Annotated in this window: 14 protein-coding genes; 5 read left to right on the forward strand and 9 right to left on the reverse strand. The window is 68.4% G+C overall.

The window, feature by feature from the left end; all coding sequences use genetic code 11:
• Window positions 1–106: 106 nt before the first annotated feature.
• From ACWDXS_RS21140 to ACWDXS_RS21170, 7 genes are all read right to left on the reverse strand, one after another.
• Window positions 107–1,348 (reverse strand): MFS transporter, encoded by a 1,242-nt coding sequence (locus tag ACWDXS_RS21140; protein ID WP_449967971.1) that lies wholly within the window; start codon window positions 1,346–1,348, stop codon window positions 107–109.
• Window positions 1,349–1,365: 17 nt separating this feature from the next.
• Entirely contained in the window at window positions 1,366–1,818 is a 453-nt protein-coding gene (locus tag ACWDXS_RS21145) for a MarR family winged helix-turn-helix transcriptional regulator (RefSeq protein ID WP_378990677.1), read from the reverse strand.
• 128 nt (window positions 1,819–1,946) lie between these two features.
• The gene (locus tag ACWDXS_RS21150) at window positions 1,947–2,996 is read right to left on the reverse strand and encodes an acyl-CoA dehydrogenase family protein (protein WP_449967977.1); all 1,050 of its coding nucleotides are present in this window, start codon (window positions 2,994–2,996) and stop codon (window positions 1,947–1,949) included.
• A 132-nt stretch (window positions 2,997–3,128) separates the two neighbouring features.
• Window positions 3,129–4,145: an acyl-CoA dehydrogenase family protein gene (locus ACWDXS_RS21155; RefSeq protein ID WP_449967980.1), complete on the reverse strand. Its 1,017-nt coding sequence runs from the start codon at window positions 4,143–4,145 to the stop codon at window positions 3,129–3,131.
• Window positions 4,146–4,194: 49 nt separating this feature from the next.
• A complete protein-coding gene (locus ACWDXS_RS21160) occupies window positions 4,195–5,337 on the reverse strand; it encodes an acyl-CoA dehydrogenase family protein (RefSeq protein ID WP_449967983.1) in 1,143 nt (380 codons plus the stop codon).
• Entirely contained in the window at window positions 5,338–6,213 is an 876-nt protein-coding gene (locus ACWDXS_RS21165; RefSeq protein ID WP_378990671.1) for an enoyl-CoA hydratase, read from the reverse strand.
• Window positions 6,210–7,775: a FadD3 family acyl-CoA ligase gene (locus tag ACWDXS_RS21170; RefSeq protein WP_378990670.1), complete on the reverse strand. Its 1,566-nt coding sequence runs from the start codon at window positions 7,773–7,775 to the stop codon at window positions 6,210–6,212. Before ACWDXS_RS21170 ends, ACWDXS_RS21165 begins: the two co-directional genes overlap by 4 nt.
• Before the next feature lie 79 nt (window positions 7,776–7,854).
• On the opposite strand from ACWDXS_RS21170, the gene ACWDXS_RS21175 reads away from it, so the two are divergent.
• From ACWDXS_RS21175 to ACWDXS_RS21195, 5 genes are all read left to right on the forward strand, one after another.
• On the forward strand, window positions 7,855–9,042 hold the full coding sequence (locus ACWDXS_RS21175; protein ID WP_449967987.1) for an acyl-CoA dehydrogenase family protein: 1,188 nt from the start codon (window positions 7,855–7,857) through the stop codon (window positions 9,040–9,042).
• Window positions 9,039–9,860, forward strand: a complete 822-nt coding sequence (locus tag ACWDXS_RS21180) for an SDR family oxidoreductase (protein ID WP_378631644.1) — start codon at window positions 9,039–9,041, stop codon at window positions 9,858–9,860. Before ACWDXS_RS21175 ends, ACWDXS_RS21180 begins: the two co-directional genes overlap by 4 nt.
• Before the next feature lie 46 nt (window positions 9,861–9,906).
• On the forward strand, window positions 9,907–10,527 hold the full coding sequence (locus tag ACWDXS_RS21185; RefSeq protein ID WP_378990668.1) for a TetR/AcrR family transcriptional regulator: 621 nt from the start codon (window positions 9,907–9,909) through the stop codon (window positions 10,525–10,527).
• Window positions 10,528–10,573: 46 nt separating this feature from the next.
• The gene (locus ACWDXS_RS21190) at window positions 10,574–11,737 is read left to right on the forward strand and encodes an acetyl-CoA C-acetyltransferase (protein WP_378990805.1); all 1,164 of its coding nucleotides are present in this window, start codon (window positions 10,574–10,576) and stop codon (window positions 11,735–11,737) included.
• A gap of 149 nt (window positions 11,738–11,886) precedes the next feature.
• Window positions 11,887–13,848 carry a molybdopterin-containing oxidoreductase family protein gene (locus ACWDXS_RS21195; RefSeq protein ID WP_387446258.1) on the forward strand — a complete coding sequence of 654 codons (1,962 nt, stop codon included), beginning with the start codon at window positions 11,887–11,889 and terminating at the stop codon, window positions 13,846–13,848.
• Between the two features lie 9 nt (window positions 13,849–13,857).
• Here the strand turns inward: ACWDXS_RS21195 and arcA are convergent, their stop codons facing one another.
• Together arcA and ACWDXS_RS21205 are read right to left on the reverse strand one after the other, a co-directional pair.
• Window positions 13,858–15,108 carry an arginine deiminase gene (gene arcA, locus ACWDXS_RS21200; RefSeq protein ID WP_378990664.1) on the reverse strand — a complete coding sequence of 417 codons (1,251 nt, stop codon included), beginning with the start codon at window positions 15,106–15,108 and terminating at the stop codon, window positions 13,858–13,860.
• 27 nt (window positions 15,109–15,135) lie between these two features.
• Entirely contained in the window at window positions 15,136–16,575 is a 1,440-nt protein-coding gene (locus ACWDXS_RS21205) for a basic amino acid/polyamine antiporter (RefSeq protein WP_449967993.1), read from the reverse strand.
• Between the last annotated feature and the right edge of the window lie 102 nt (window positions 16,576–16,677).

Consider the following 16,677-nt stretch of genomic DNA (forward strand, 5'->3'; position numbering starts at 1 on the left):
ATCAGGTGCCGTTGCGTAGGCGACGAAGGAGCAAGCAACGGCACCTGATCGACGGGACCGGCGGGGCCGCGAACTCGAGCGCGCCAGCGCTCCAAAAATAGAGCTCTCAATCGCCGACGGTGATGGCCTGTGCTTCCTCGATCGAGTGGGGGGCCGGGTCGTGGTCGTCGATGTGGGCCAGGGCGCCGCGGCCGATGTAGAGGACCGCGACCGCGGCGGCCGTGCAGACCGCGCCGAGCCAGAACGGCAGCGACATGTTGTGCTCGCCGAGCTTGCCCGCCACCCACGGGGCGGCCGCACCGCCACCGAATCGGACGAAGCTGTACGCCGCCGACGCGGTCGAGCGCTCGACCGGCGCCGAGATCATCACGGCCTCGGTGATCAGCGTGTTGTTCACGCCGAGGAACGCACCGGCGATCACCACACCGACGATCAGCACGACCTTGTGTTCGGTGAACATCCCCATCACGGCCAGGTCGATCGCGAACAGGCCCAGCGACAAGGCCATCATCGGCAGCGAACCGAAGCGCGCCTGCAGTTTCGGGGCGAGGAACACCGAGGACAGGGCGAGCAGGATGCCCCAGCCGCAGAAGATGAAGCCGATCGCGTAGGTGCCCATGTCCAGCGGGAACGGGGTGAACGCGAGCAGGGTGAAGAAGCCGAAGTTGTAGAGCAGCGCGGTGATGCTCACGGTGAGCAATCCTCTGTGCCGCAGGGCTTTGAACGGCGCGGTGATCGAGGTGGGGTGCGCGGCCTTCGGCGTTTCGGGCAGCAGCACGACGATCGCGATGAAGGCGACGGCCATCAGCACCGAGACTCCGAAGAACGGTCCGCGCCAGCTGATTCCACCGAGCACGCCACCCAGCAGCGGGCCGGTCGCGATGCCGATGCCGAGCGCGGCCTCGTAGAGAATGATCGCCTTGGCGACGCCGCCGGTGGCCGCGCCGACGATGGTGGCCAGCGCCGTCGCGATGAACAGGGCGTTGCCCAGACCCCAGCCCGCGCGGAAGCCGATGATCTCGCCGATGCTGCCGGACATGCCCGCCAGCGCGGCGAACACGATGATGATCGCCAGCCCGGACAGCAGCGTCTTCTTCGCGCCGAAGCGGCTCGAGATCACGCCGGTGACCAGCATGGCGACGCCGGTGACGGCCATGTAGCTGGTGAACAGCAACGACACCTGGGACGGCGTCGCGTTCAGCTGTTCGCCGATGGGCTTGAGAATGGGATCGACCAGGCCGATGCCCATGAACGCGATGACGCTCGCGAAAGCGACGGCCCACACGGCTTTGGGCTGGGAGTTGGTGGTTGCGGCGTTGTCGTCGCGAGTCAGCTGGGGGGTGCTCACTGGCGCTCCTGTTTGCATCACTGATGACCGCGGGCAACCGAGCGAAGGGCTGTCAGCAGGTCGTTCATGTCGGTATCGAGGCGGATCAGCCGATCGAGATCGAAATCGGCCAGTCCGGGTGCCATGGCGGCGGCGAACGCGCGTCTGGCCTCGGTGAGGCGGGACCGGCCGGCCGGGGTGAGCTCGATGAGCACTGCCCGGGAGTCGTGCGGGTCTTTGGTGCGGGATGCGAAGCCGTCGGTGACGAGTCGACCGATCAGCGCCGTTGCCGCCGGTTGGGAACATCTGTCGATCCGGGCGAAATCGCTGACCCGCAGCCCGCCGTGCTCGTCGAGCACGGAAAGGGCCCGCAGGACCGCACGGGGCAGGTCGTCGTTGCTGATCGCCCCGGCCAGTCGGGTGAGCCGACCAGCGGTGACCAACAGGTCGACCACGATGTCGTCTGCCGATGGCTGCGCTGTCTGCTTCACAGGAGATTATATTACATAAGCTAATTATCTAAATCCAGACCGGTCCGCGCCCAAGCTCGGTGAAATGGCGCACAGCATGCCGAAAGCCCTGGTCGCGGAGCTGCGACCAGGGCTTTCGATGAATACAGCTAGGCCGCGACCGGACGACGCCCGGTGCCGAACAGCTCGGCGGTGGCGTGCGCCCGCTTGAAATAGAGGTGGGCGTCGTGTTCCCAGGTGATGGCGATGCCGCCGTGCAACTGGATGGTCTCGGCCGCCACCGTGGAGAAGGTCTCGGTGCAGTGCTTGCGCGCGACCCACACGTCCTCCGCGGCCGACGGACTGTCCTCGGCCACCGCGAGTGCGGCGGCCAGCGCCGCCGATTCGGCCGACTCGACCAGCACGTACATATCGGCCATCCGGTGCTTGAGCGCCTGGAAGCTGCCGATCGGACGACCGAACTGCACGCGCGAGGCCGTGTACTCCACCGTCATCTCGAGGCAGCGCCTGGCCGCGCCGACCTGCTCGGCGGCCAGTGCCGCCCAGGCGATCTCGCGCAGCCGGCGGCGCAGCGCGGCGGGGTCGCCGGTGCCGATCCGGGTGGCGGGGGCATCGGTGATGGTGATGGTGGCGAGCTTGCGCGTGGGATCGAGCGCGGGGGTCGCGGTGACAGCCACGCCGGGGGCGTCCGCTGTCGTCTCGAACAGTCCGTCATCGGTCAGCACCAACAGCAGGTCGGCCTGAGCGCCGTGCAGCACGTAATGGGCCGCGCCACTGAGCTTTCCGCCGGTCGCGCTGACCCCGGCCGCATCCCACCCGGTGGCGTCCGCCCAGCACAGGGCCGCCGTGCGTGACCCATCCGCCAGATCGGGCAACAGCCGGGCGCACGACTGCTCGTCACCGGCCAGCAGAATCGCCTGCACCCCGAGCACCGCTGACCCGAGCATCGGCACACCGCTCAGCGTCCGCCCCAATTCGCCGACGACCATGAGCGATTCGACGAGCCCGGCGCCCGCGCCACCCCACTCCTCCGGTACCGCGAGCGCGGCGACCCCGACCTGCTCGCACAGCATCCGCCACAACTTCGGGTCGTACCCGAGGTCGGTGTCCATCGCGGTACGCAGCGCGGCCGACGTGGCGTGCTTGCCGAGCAGGGCCCGCACGGAGGTCCGGAATTCGAGTAGTTCATTCGATGACATGGGGTTCCTCGTAAGGCTCGGTGATGGCGGCGGCGGTGGGAGAGCGTCGGCTGCGGTTCGGCGGGACTCGGCTGCCACCGCGACACAGACCCGCGCGGCATTCGGCCGGTGTCGTCGGTGGCATCGCGGGTCTCAGCTCGTTGCGGCCGCAGGTTCGGCGGCGCGTAGCGCGTCGGCGATTCTGCCGCGATGGAAGTCGGCGGTGCCCCACGCAGTTCGAAGGGCCGCGACCTTGGTCAGCCACAGCGACAGGTCGAATTCCGCGGTGTAGCCGATGGCCCCGTGCACCTGAAGCCCGGCACGCGCGGCACGATGGGCGGCGTCGCCGCAGGTCACCAGGGCTGCCGAGACATCGCGAGCGCGGTCGTCCGAATCCAGTGTGAGGGCCGCGCGGTACACCAGCGGCTCGGCCAGATCCAAGGCGATCAGCACGTCGGCGAGTTGCTGTTTCACCGCCTGGAATTCACCGATCGCACGACCGAACTGCTTGCGCTGCTTCGCGTAAGAGGTGGTCTGCTCGAGAATCGAGCGGCCCGCACCGAGGAGCTGTGCGGCACAGGCGAGAACACCGATGTCGAAGGCGTAGTCGATGGCGGCTTCGGCCTCGGGGCCCTCGGCGATCACTTCCTCGGCCCGCACGCGAAACAGCTTGCGGGCGGGGTCGATCGAGGTCACCGAATCCGTCGGCGCGACGCCGAGTGTCAGTCGGCCGTCGGCGGCGACGAGGACCGGCTCGGCGATGTCGGCGTCGAGGGCGATGCCGCGCTGCGCCTCGAAGGTGATGGTGCCGAGCGCCTCGCCGCTCGCGAGCGCGGGCAACCATCGCTGGGCGGGTGCGTCGTCCGGAAGACGTTGCAGCAGAGCGGGAATCACGGCGGCGGACTCGATCACGGGCCCGGGCGCGGCGCCGCGGCCCAGTTCGATCAGCGCGACCACGAGATCGACGGTGGTGGCGTCCGCCCCGTCGTACTTCTCGTCGACGATCAGACCGAAGACGCCCATGTCGGCGATCTGCCGCAGCAGGGCGCGCCCCTTGGTGGTGTCACCGTCGGCCCAGGCACGCACCGCTGCGGGCACCTGTCCGGCATCGAGAATCTTGCGCAGTTCGGCGGCGAAGTCGAGCTGTTCGGTACTGAGCGCGAATCTCATCGCAGACCTCCTGTGTTCGCAAGGGCGATTCGGCCCGAGAAATTGACGTTCATCGCTTGCTCTCGCGGGGCAGTCCGAGGATGCGTTCGGCGATGATGTTGCGCTGGATCTCGTTGGTGCCCGCGTAGATCGGGCCCGAGAGCGAGAACAGATAGCCGTCGGTCCAGGTGCTGCGCTGCTCGGCGGCTGAGCCGAGCAGGTCCAGCGCCGTCTCGTGCATCGCGATGTCGAGCTCGGACCAGTACACCTTGGTGATCGACGACTCCGCGCCGAGCTGGCCGCCGTCGGTGAGGCGGGTGACGGTGCCGAAGGTGTGCAGGCGGTAGGACTCGGCGCCGAGCCAGGCGTCGACCACCGAGTTCCTGGCCGCGGTGTCGCTCGGGTCGGCGGTCTCGCGCCACAGGTCGATGAGGCGCTGCGCGGTGGCGCTGAACCGGCCGGGGCTGCGCAGCGAGAGGCCACGTTCGTTCGACGAGGTCGCCATCGCGACCCGCCAGCCCTCGTTCACGCCGCCGATCACGTCGTGGTCGGGCACGAAGACGTCGTCGAGGAAGATCTCGGCGAAGCCGGGTTCGCCGTCGAGCTGGGGGATCGGCCGCACGCTCACGCCCTCGGCGGTGAGCGGGAACATCACGTAGGTGAGTCCGTGGTGGCGCTGTGCCTCGGGATCGCTGCGGAACAGGCCGAACGCCCAATCGGCGAACGACGCACGCGAACTCCACGTCTTCTGGCCGTTGAGCAGCCAGCCGCCCTCGGTGCGCCGTGCGGTGGAGCGCAGGCTCGCGAGGTCGCTGCCCGACTCGGGTTCCGACCAGGCCTGCGCCCAGATGTCGTCACCGCGCGCCATGCGCGGCAGGATCCGCGCGAGCTGTTCGGGGGTGCCGTGCTCGAACAGCGTCGGCGCGAGCAGGAAGATGCCGTTCTGCGCGACCCGACCCGGTGCGCCCGCGGCGTAATACTCCTGCTCGAACAGCACCCACTCGAGGATCGACGCGTCACGCCCGCCGAACTCGCGCGGCCACGAGACCGCGGACAGCCGGGCCTGCGCCAGCTTCGCTTCCCATTCCCGATGCGCGGCGAAGCCTTCCGCGGTATCCATCGACGGCAACGGCTCCGCCGGTACGTTGGCGGCGAGGAACTCGCGCACCTCCAGCTGGAATTCCCGGGCAGCCGGGTCGATCTCGAGATCCACTTACTTCGTCCCGTTCTGTTCGGTAGAGGTGGCGGTGGCCTTCATCGAGCGGGCGTTCATCCCGCCGAGTGAATCGGCGCCGACCTCGGCGTTGTGCGCGTGTGCGAAATGATGCAGCCCGAAGACCGAGTCCATGCCGGAGCGCATGCCCATCAGATCCTCGGCCTGGTTGACAGCCTTCTTGGTGAGCGCGAGCCCGAATTGCGGCATGGCGGAGATCTTCTCCGCGAGCCCCATCACCTCGGCCTCCAGCTGCTCGCGCGGCACGACCCGGTTGACCATGCCCCACTCTTTGGCCTGGGCCGCCCCGAACCGGTCGCCGGTGAACAGGAACTCCTTGGCCGCGCGCGGCCCCATCACCCACGGATGCGCGAAGTACTCCACACCCGGAATGCCCATCCGGACCACCGGATCGGAGAAGAACGCGTCATCGGAGCAGACGATCAGGTCGCACACCCAGGCCAGCATCAGCCCGCCCGCGATGCACGCGCCCTGCACCATCGCCACCATCGGCTTGGGGATCTCCCGCCAGCGCCTGCACATGCCGAGATACACCTCGGACTCGCGCGCGAAGCGCTGGTCGCCACCGGGGCGATCGAGGTGGTCCCACCACAGCGCGGCCTTGTTCTCGTAGTGCACGTCGTGGTCGCGGCCCGGGGTACCGATGTCGTGGCCTGCGCTGAAGTGCTTTCCGTTGCCCGCCAGCACGATCACCTTGACCTCGGGATCCTCGACCGCGCGCACGAAGGCGGCATCGAGGGCATAGGTCATCTTCGAGTTCTGCGCATTGCGGAAATCGGGCCGGTTCATGGTGACGACGGCGACCGATCCGCGCACCGCGTAGGTGACGACCTCGGTCTCGGTTTCGGAACTCACGACTTCTCCTCACGTAGCTCACGCTTGAGCACTTTGCCCGCGGCGCTGTAGGGCAGCTGGTCGCGGAACTCGACAAGCCTGGGCACTTTGAAGTTCGCCAACTTGCCTGCGGCGAAGGCGATGACCTCGTCGGCGGTCAGCGTCGATCCGGCCTTGCGGACGACGACGGCCTTGCCGACCTCGCCCATCCGCTCGTCGGGCACGCCGATCACCGCCGACTCGGCGACGCCGTCGAGCCGGGCCAGGGTCTGTTCGATCTCGGCGGGGTACACGTTGAACCCGCCGGTGATGTACATGTCCTTGAGCCGGTCGGTGATCTTCAGATAGCCGCGCTCGTCGACGATGCCGATGTCGCCGGTGTGCAGCCAGCCGTCGGCGTCGATGGCCTCGGCGGTGGCCTCGGGGTCGTCGAGGTAGCCGAGCATCACGTTCGGTCCGCGCAGCAGCACCTCACCGGCGTCGGACAGGCGCAGTTCGAAGTCGGCGATCGGCCCGCCGCAGGTGTTGGCGATGGTGGCCGCGTCGTCGGACGGACGGCACATGGTGCCGAAACCGGCCGTTTCGGACAGGCCGTAGGCGGTGATCACCACCTCGAACGCGAGATCGTCGCGCATTCGCTCGATCAGCACCACCGGCACGGTCGCCGCGCCGGTCACCGCCACCCGCAGCGAGCTCAGGTCACGCTCGGTGCGCTGGGGATGCTCGAGGATGGTCTGGTAGATCGTCGGTGGCCCGGTGAGCACGGTGATCCGCGCGGACTCGATGAGCGCGAGCGCGGCGGGCACGTCGAAGGTGGCCTGCGGCACGATCGTGGCCCCGGTGACCAGGCACGCGAGAATGCCCGCCTTGTAACCGAAGTTGTGGAAGAACGGCGGGATCACCAGGTAGCGGTCGCCCGCGCGCAGGGTCGAGCACTCGACCCAGCCGCGCACCACCCCCAGCGCCTGCCGGTGCGCGACGAGGGTGCCCTTGCTGCGGCCGGTGGTGCCGGAGGTGAACAGGATGTCGGAGATGTCGTCGGGGGAGACCTGGGCCGCCCGCTCCTCGCCGATTTCTTCGGACACCGTCGCGGCCTGTGCGAGCAGCTCGTCCCACGTCACCGTCGTGCGTGCGGGCTCGGCCGTGGCCGGAGCCGCCTCGCTCTCGATCGGAATGACGACGACGGTCCCGATACCCAGTTCCGGCGCCGCCGCCGCGAGTTCCGCCGCCCGATCGCGACCGAGGAACGGACCGGCGACGAACAAGGCCTTCGCGTCGACGCGGGCCAGCACGTCGACGGCCTCGGCCGCCACGTAGCGGGTGTTCAGCGGCACCAGCGCGGCCCCGGCGGAGTGCGCGGCCAGGGCGGCGATCACCCAGTGATAGGTGTTCGGCGCCCACATCGCGACCCGGTCGCCGGGGGAGATGCCACGGGCGATCAGGGCGCGGGCGGCCACCCGGACCTGGTCGAGTAGCTCGGTCCAGTCCAGGCGGATCGCGCCGTCGATCAGGGCAGGCTCGTGCGGATGCGCCGCTGCGATGTGGCGCAGCGCCTGCGGAGTGGTTTGTGCAGGGGGTGTCACGGGGTCCTCACCGTTGTGCGGTTCGCTGTTCTTCCGAAGCAGCTAACAAAGCAAGTGCTTGGTAGGTTATCCTACCGAGGTGGGCGTGATCCAGACCTCAGATTCCGATACCGCGACTTCCGACGCGGAGTTTCGCGCGGAAATACGCGATTGGCTCGCCGAAAATCTTTCGGGCGAGTTCGCTGACCTGCGCGGCACCGGTGGACCCGGCCGCGAACACGAATTCTTCGACGAGCGGCTGGCCTGGGACCGCCACCTCGCCGCGGCGGGCTGGACCTGCCTCGGCTGGCCGGTCGAATACGGCGGTCGCGGCGCCAGTGTGCGTCAGCAGGTGATCTTCCACGAGGAATACGCCAAGGCCGACGCGCCGGCGCGGGTCTCGCACGTGGGCGAGGAACTGCTCGGCCCCACCGTGCTGGCCTTCGGCACCGAGGAGCAGAAGAAGCGCTTCCTGCCGGGCGTGCGTTCGGTCGGCGAACTGTGGTGCCAGGGCTATTCCGAGCCCGGCGCCGGTTCCGACCTGGCCGCCGTCTCGACCACCGCGCGCCTGGACGGCGACAAGTGGGTGATCAACGGCCAGAAGATCTGGACCTCGCTCGCGCACGTCGCCGACTGGTGCTTCGTCATCGCCCGCACCGAGCGCGGCTCGAGCCGTCACAAGGGCCTGTCCTATCTGCTGGTCCCGATGAACCAGCCGGGCATCGAAGTGCGGCCGATCGAACAGCTCACCGGCACCTCCGAGTTCAACGAGGTCTTCTTCGACGATGCCGTCACCGACGCGGACCTGGTGGTCGGCGCGCCGGGCGACGGCTGGCGAATCGCGATGGGCACGCTCACCTTCGAGCGCGGCATCTCCACCCTCGGCCAGCAGATCCGCTTCGCGCGCGAGCTCGCCGACATCGAAGACCTGGCCCGGCGCACCGGCGCCGCCGACGACCCGCTGATCGCCGATCGCCTCGATCGCGCCTGGGTGGGACTGCGGGTGCTGCGCGCGCACGCGCTGCGCACCATGAGCGAGGACCACGACGACGCGGGCGGCGCCTCGGTGTCGAAGTTGCTGTGGGCCAACTGGCATCGCGACCTCGGCGAACTGGCGATGGCCGTCCAAGGCGCGACGGGCCTGCTCACCGGCCCCGACGACATGACCGCATGGCAGCGGCTGTACCTGTTCAGCCGCGCCGACACGATCTATGGAGGTTCGAACGAAGTGCAGCGCAACATCATCGCCGAGCGTGTGCTCGGTCTCCCGCGAGAGGCACGCCCGTGACCGAGCAGACCTATTCGGGCGCGAACAAGTCCCTGTCGATCGCGCCGGCTTCGATCCCCGGACACGGCCTGCTCGCGGGCCGGACGGCCGTGATCACCGCCGCCGCGGGCACCGGCATCGGCTCGGCGACCGCGCGCAGGCTCCTCGAAGAGGGCGCCGACGTGGTCGTCTCCGACTGGCACGAGCGCCGGTTGACCGAGACCGCCGAGCTGCTGGCCAAGGAGTTCCCCGAGCGCCGGGTCGGTGCCGTGGTCTGCGATGTCCGCGACACCGCGCAGGTGAATCAGCTGCTGGCCGACGCGGCCGCCGAACTCGGCCGGATCGACATCATGGTCAACAACGCGGGCCTCGGCGGTGAGACCCCGGTGGTCGACATGACCGACGAGCAGTGGGACCAGGTTCTCGACATCACCCTCACCGGCACCTTCCGCTGCACCCGTGCGGCGCTGGGGTACTTCCGCGGCGCGGGCCACGGTGGCGTGATCGTGAACAACGCCTCCGTCCTCGGCTGGCGTGCCCAGCACGGCCAGGCGCACTACGCCGCCGCCAAGGCGGGGGTGATGGCGCTGACCAGGTGCAGCGCGGTCGAAGCCGCCGAATTCGGGGTGCGGATCAACGCCGTCGCGCCGAGCATCGCCCGCCACCCGTTCCTGGACAAGGTGAGCTCGACCGAGTTGCTCGACTCGCTCAGCGAGCGCGAGGCCTTCGGTCGCGCCGCCGAACCGTGGGAAGTAGCGGCGACGATCGCCATGCTGGCCAGTGACTACACCTCGTATCTGACCGGCGAGGTTGTCTCGGTGAGCAGCCAGCGCGCATGATCGCCGTGGCGGGTTCTCCGAAACCAAGCAAGTGCTTGGTTGTACGATGACGGGTGTGACCGCACCCGACACCGTGAAACGCACCCGCCGCGCCGAACTCCTCGACCTCGCCGCCGACCTGTTCGCCGAACGTGGACTGCGCGCCACGACGGTGCGCGATATCGCCGACTCGGCGGGCATCTTGTCGGGCAGCCTGTATCACCATTTCGACTCCAAGGAATCGATGGTCGACGAGATCCTGCGCGGATTCCTCGACGACCTGTTCGGTCGCTACCGCGAGATCGCGGGCGCGAGCATGAGCTCGCGAGACACCCTGGAGTCCTTGGTGATCGCGTCCTACGAGTCGTTCGACCGCCATCACGCCGCCGTCGCGATCTACCAGGCCGAGGCCAAGAACCTGCGCGACGCCGAGCGGTTCGGCTATATCCGCGACTTCAACACCGAGTTCCGCGACCTATGGCACCGCGTGCTCGCCGCCGGCGTGGCCGACGGCAGCTTCCGGCCCGAACTCGACGTGGAACTGGCCTTCCGCTTCCTGCGCGACACCGTGTGGGTCGCGGTCCGCTGGTACACCCCCGGTGGCCCGATCACCGTGCAAAACCTTGCCCAGCAATATCTCACCATCGTGCTCGACGGGCTGACCCTGCCCGGGAGCACCGCGAAATAGGAGTTCCATCATGACCGCATCCGCCGAGCGCCGCCCCTATGCCCCGTTGCGGGAGGCCTATGTGATCGATGCGGTGCGTACCGCGGTCGGCAAGCGCGGTGGCGCGCTGGCCGAGGTGCATTCCGCCGATCTCGGCGCGGCCGCGCTGCGTGGGCTCGTCGAGCGCACGGGCATCGACCCGGCCGTCGTCGACGACGTGATCGTCGGTTGTGTCGACAACCTCGGCCCGCAGGCGGGCAATATCGGCCGCACCATGTGGCTGGTCGCGGGATACCCCGAAGAGGTCCCCGGCGTCACCGTCGACCGGCAGTGCGGTTCCAGCCAGCAGGCGATCAACTTCGGCGCGCAGGCCATCATGAGCGGCACCGCCGAGGTCATCGTGGCAGGCGGCGTGCAGAACATGAGCGCCATCCCGATCGGCGCCGCCATGCTCGCGGCCAAGCCCTACGGCTTCGAGTCCTCGTTCATCGGCGCCAAGGGCTGGGACTCGCGCTACGGCACCGGCGAGGTCTCCCAGTTCAAGGGCGCCGAGATGATCGCCGAGAAGTGGGGCATCAGCCGCGAGGACATGGAGCGCTGGGCGCTGCAGAGTCATCAGCGCGCCAAGACCGCCATCACCGAGGGCCGCTTCGACAACGAGATCGTGCCGGTCGGCGACTTCACCGTCGATCAGGGTCCGCGCGAGACCAGCCTGGAGAAGATGGCGTCGCTGCAGCCGCTGTCGGAGGGCAGCCCGCTCACCGCGGCGGTGGCCAGCCAGATCTCCGACGGCGCCAGCGCCACCCTGCTCGCCTCGGAATGGGCGGTCAAGGAATACGGCCTCACCCCGCGCGCCCGCATCCATCACGTCAGCGCGCGCGGCGCCGACCCGATCTTCATGCTCAGCGCGCCGATCCCGGCCACCCAGTGGGCGCTGGAGAAGACCGGCCTCACCATCGACGACATCGACGTCATCGAGATCAACGAGGCCTTCGCCCCCGTGGTGCTGGCCTGGATCAAGGAGATCGGCGCCGATCCCGCGAAGGTGAACGTCAACGGTGGGGCCATCGCGCTCGGCCACCCGCTCGGCGCGACCGGCGCCAAGCTGTTCGCCACGCTGCTCAACGAGCTCGAGCGGGTGAACGGCCGCTACGGCCTGCTCACCATCTGTGAAGGCGGCGGCACGGCTAACGTCACGATCATCGAGCGTCTCGACGCCGACAAGAAGTAGCTCCGCCGTTCGAAAAATGGTGGTCCTCGGCGGGTTTCGCCGGGGACCACTCTTCGTTCGCCACCATTGGGTCGCCACATCCCAGCGCCGCAGCGCGGCGGGCACGTCCGGCCCCGGCGGGGGTGATTCATCCCACCTATGATGGCCTGGTGAAGGTGCTCGGTGCATGCCCGCTCGATTGCCCCGACGCGTGCTCGTGGGTGGTGACCGTCGAGGACGGGGTGGCCACGGGGCTGCGCGGGAACAAGGACCATCCGGTCACGCGCGGTGCGCTGTGCGTGAAGGTGAACCGGTATCTCGAGCAGGTCGGCGCGCCGGGCAGACTCCGGTATCCGATGCGCCGGGTGGGGCCGAAGGGGTCGGGCCAGTTCGAGCGGATCAGCTGGGACGATGCGCTCGACGAGATCGCCACGCGCGTCACCGGCATCATCGACGAATTCGGTGGTGAGGCGGTCTGGCCGTTCCACGGCACCGGCAGCCTGGGCTATATCCAAGGGCTGGAAGGCTTTCCGGGGCGCAGGATGTTCAACCTGCTCGGGGCGTCGCATCACGCGCCGACCATCTGCTCGGTCGCGGGCGGCACCGGCCTGCGCTACACCCTCGGCACCTCCGGCGGCATGGACCCCGAGGACTTCGCGCAGTCGAAACTGATCCTGCTGTGGGGCACCAACCCGCTCACCTCCGGCCATCATCTGTGGAAGTTCGTGCAGGACAGCGGCGCGTACCTGGTGTCGATCGACCCGGTGCGCACCAAGACCTCCGAACGCTGCGACGAGCACATCGCCCCGCTGCCCGGCACCGACGCGGCGCTGGCGCTCGGCCTGCTGCACGTGATCGTCTCGCTCGGCGCGCAGGACGAGGAGTTCATCGCCGAACACACCGAGGGCTGGCCCGAATTCCGGGACCGCATCACCGAATTCACGCCGGAACGCACCGCGGCGATCACGGGCGTTCCCGAAGATCAGATCGTCGCGCTCGGTGCGCGGATCGCGCGCACCAGGCCGACCGCGATCCGCGCCTCCCAGGGCATGCAGCGCCACGCCGGCGGCGGGATGGCCCTGCGCGTGCTCGCCTGCCTGCCCGGTGTCACCGGCGACTGGGCGATACCCGGTGGGGGACTGCACTATTCGACCAGCGGGCACTTCCGGCTCGACGAAGCCGCGCTGACCCGCGACGACCTGCTGGCGCACCCGGTCCGCACACTCTCGATGACCAGACTCGGCGAAGCCCTGCTCGAGACCGATGAGCCGCCGGTGAAGGCACTGTTCGTGATCGGGGCCAATCCGGTCGGCTCGAATCCCGACCAGCGTCGCGTGATCGAGGGGCTGTCGCGCGAGGACCTGTTCACCGTGGTCCTCGAGCACTTCGGCACCGACACCGTCGACTACGCCGACATCGTGCTCCCCGCCACGATGCAACCCGAGCACCTCGACGTGCTCGCCGGCTACGGCCACCTCTACCTGATCTGGAACGAGCCCGCCGTCGAGCCGCCGGGCGAATGCCTGTCCACGACAGAGACTTTCCGCAGACTCTCGCATCGGCTGGGTCTGACCGAACCGGCGCTGTACGACTCCGACGAAGAATTGGCCGGCCAGCTGCTGAAGGGCTACGACCTCGACCGGCTCAGGGCCGAGGGATTCCTCAAGGTGCAGGCCGGTCCGGTGCCCGCCGGCAAGCTCCAGTTCGTTTCCGCCAGAGCGGAATCGGCGGGTCACGACCCGCTGCCGGACTACACACCCCCCGCCGATTCAGGCGACGGCCTGGTGCTGATCTCCGCCGCCTCGCACTACTTCCTGAACAGTTCCTTCGGCTCCAACCCGGAATTGCGGCGTCGCGCAGGCGAATCCAGCATCACCCTGCACCCCGGCGACGCCGCCGCGCGGGGCATCGCCGACGGCGCCGCGGTGGTCGTCTCCAACGATCGCGGCTCCTTCGAGGCCGTCGCCGAGGTATCGGACCGGGTGCGGCCCGGAGTCGCAGGCACCACCAAGGGCCGCTGGGCGAAGTTCACCGGCGGTGCCACCGTGAACGCCACGATCGCCGAACGAGATTCGGACTACGGCGGTGGCGCGGTGTTCCACGACAACCGCGTCGAGGTGCGCCCCCGCTGATCGCCGCGTTCAGAACTCGACGGCGTCGCGGATCAGCGGACAGGTCATGCAGTGGCCGCCGCCGCGGCCGCGGCCGAGTTCGGCGCCGACGATGGTGATCACCTCGACGCCTTCCTTGCGCAGGGCCGCGTTGGTGTGGGTGTTGCGGTCGTAGGCGAACACGACGCCGGGTTCGACCGCGACCAGGTTGTTGCCGCTGTCCCACTGCTGGCGTTCGTTGGCGTAGTAGCCGCCGCCGGTCTCCACCACCCGCAGCTTCGGCAGGTTCAGCGATGCGGCCACCACGTCGAGGAACGGCGCGGTCTCCTCGGTCACCTCGACACCGGGTGCGCGGTCGCTGGGCCGCAGGGAGAACGGGTGGATGTTGTAGACGATGTCGGGATACACCGTCACCAGGTCGCGGTCGGCGAAGGTGAACACGGTGTCGAGGTGCATGGCCGAGCGCAGCTTCGGCATCCCCGCCACGATCACGCGCTCGGCGGCACCGGCGGCGAACAGCGACGCGGCGACCTGGGTGATCGCCTGCCGGGACGTCCGTTCGCTCATCCCGACCAGCACCACCCCGTTGCCGACCGGCATCACATCGCCGCCCTCGAAAGTGGCCAGCCCCCAATCCTGTTCGGGATCTCCCCACCAGACCTTCGCGCCGGTGAAGTCGGGATGGAACGCGTAGATCGCCGCCATCAGCAGCGTCTCGTCGTGCCGGGCGGGCCAGTACAGCGGATTGAGGGTGACGCCGCCGTAGAGCCAGCAGGTGGTGTCGCGGGTGTAGAGCGTGTTCGGCAGCGGCGGCATCAGATACTCACGGACCCCGGCCTGCTCGCGCGCCAGCGCCAGGTAACCGGAACGGAATTCGGCGGGCAGGTCCGCGGTCGCGAGTCCGCCGATGAGGTAGGTCGCCAGGGTCCGGTCGTCCACCGAGTCCAGGTAGGCCCTGGTGTCGTCGATCAGCCCGAGCCCGACTTCGTTGGCCACGATCTTGCGGTCGAGAATCCAGTCCTTCGCGCCGGGCACGGCGAGGGTCTCGGCGAGCAGATTGTGCAGCTCGACCACCTCGACGCCACGGTCGCGCATCTTCGTCATGAAATCGAAGTGGTCGCGCTTGGCGTTCTGCACCCACAGCACGTCGTCGAAGAGCAGGTCGTCGCAGTTGGTCGGGGTGAGCCGTTCGTGCGCCAGGCCGGGCGCGCAGACCAGCACCTTGCGCAGTGTGCCGACTTCGGAATGGACGCCGAACGCGGTGGCGGGGGTTCCGGTCATTTCTGCTCCTCGAAAGATCGGGCGGACTCAGATCGAGATGGCGCCGGTCGCCAGGCCGACGATGCCGACAACGGCGCCGAGGGCGACGGCGCCGAACAGGACCGCCTCCCAGAGCGAGAAGATCCGCTTGCCCGCCTCGCGACGGGTCAGGGCGAACAGGATGGTGCCGGGCGCGTAGATGATGCACGACAGCACCAGGAATTCGAGGCCGGCCGCGACGAGCATGAACGCGGTGTAGAAGGTGGCGACGAACGCGATGACGAGCTCTTTGGTGCGGTCGCCCGGCTGGATCCGCTCGTAGGTCTCCCTGGTGTAGGCCAGCTTGAGCGCGTAGGCCGCGGCCAGCAGGTACGGCACCAGCGACAGCGAACTGCACAGCTTGAGGGTGAAGGTGAACGCGTCGTCGGAGAACAGCGTGGTGACCAGCACGATCTGGATCAGCACGGTGGTGAAGATCAGCGCGACCACCGGCACATTCGCGGCGTTGACCCGAGCCAGGAACGACGGCATGTCCCGGTCCTTCGCCGCCACGAACAGCACCTCCGCGGCCATCAGCGTCCAGGCCAGGTAGGCGCCGAGGACCGAGATGATCAGTCCGATACTGATGAACCAGGCACCCCAGGTACCGACAGCGGATTCGAAGACCGGCGACATCGACGGCTGCTGCGCCACGGCGAGTTCGTCACGCGGCATGATGCCGAACGACACCATGGTCACCGACGCGAAAATAGCCAGCACGCTGAGGAAGCCGAGCACGGTGGCGCGACCGATGTCCTCGCGCTTGCGCGCGTACCTGGAGTACACGCTCGCACCCTCGATGCCGAGGAACACGAACACTGTCACCAACATGGTCGAACGCACCTGTTCGACCAGCGATTCGGAATACGCGTCGCCGCCCCAGAAGTTGTCCGCGAAGACACCGGGGTCGAAGTAGAACAGCAGCACCACGATGAACACCAGGATCGGCACCAGCTTGGCCACGGTGACGATCTGGTTGATGGTGGCGGCTTCCTGGATCCCGCGCAGCACCATGAAATGGAACGCCCAGATGCACACCGTCGACAGCAGGACCGCGGGAACGGTGTTGCCCTCACCGAAGATGGGCAGCACCTGCCCGAGGGTGGACTTGATCAGCACCCAGTAGCTGACATTGCCGACACAGGCGCTGGCCCAGTACCCGAACGCGGAGAAGAAACCGAGGTACTCACCGAAGCCGGCCTTCGCGTAGGCGTAGACACCGGCGTCGAGGTCTGGTTTGCGCACGGCCAGCGTCTGGAAGACGAACGCCAGCATCAGCATTCCGGTGCCGGCGATCGTCCAGGCGATGATCGCGCCGAATCCGCCGGTGGCCTGGCCGAAGTTGCGCGGCAGCGAGAAGACGCCCGCACCGACCATGGAGCCGACCACCATCGCCGACAAGGTCAGCAGCGGCATCTTCTTGGTCGCGGTCTGTTCCGAGGCTGTCATCGCGCTACTCCTGCGGGTCGGTGTGGCGATGGGGCGGACACGGGCCGAAGGGCGCGGCGAGGAGGGTGGCAATCATCGCGCATACCGGCACCGTAGAGTCGT

It is taken from the genome of Nocardia sp. NPDC003183, from assembly GCF_053590715.1.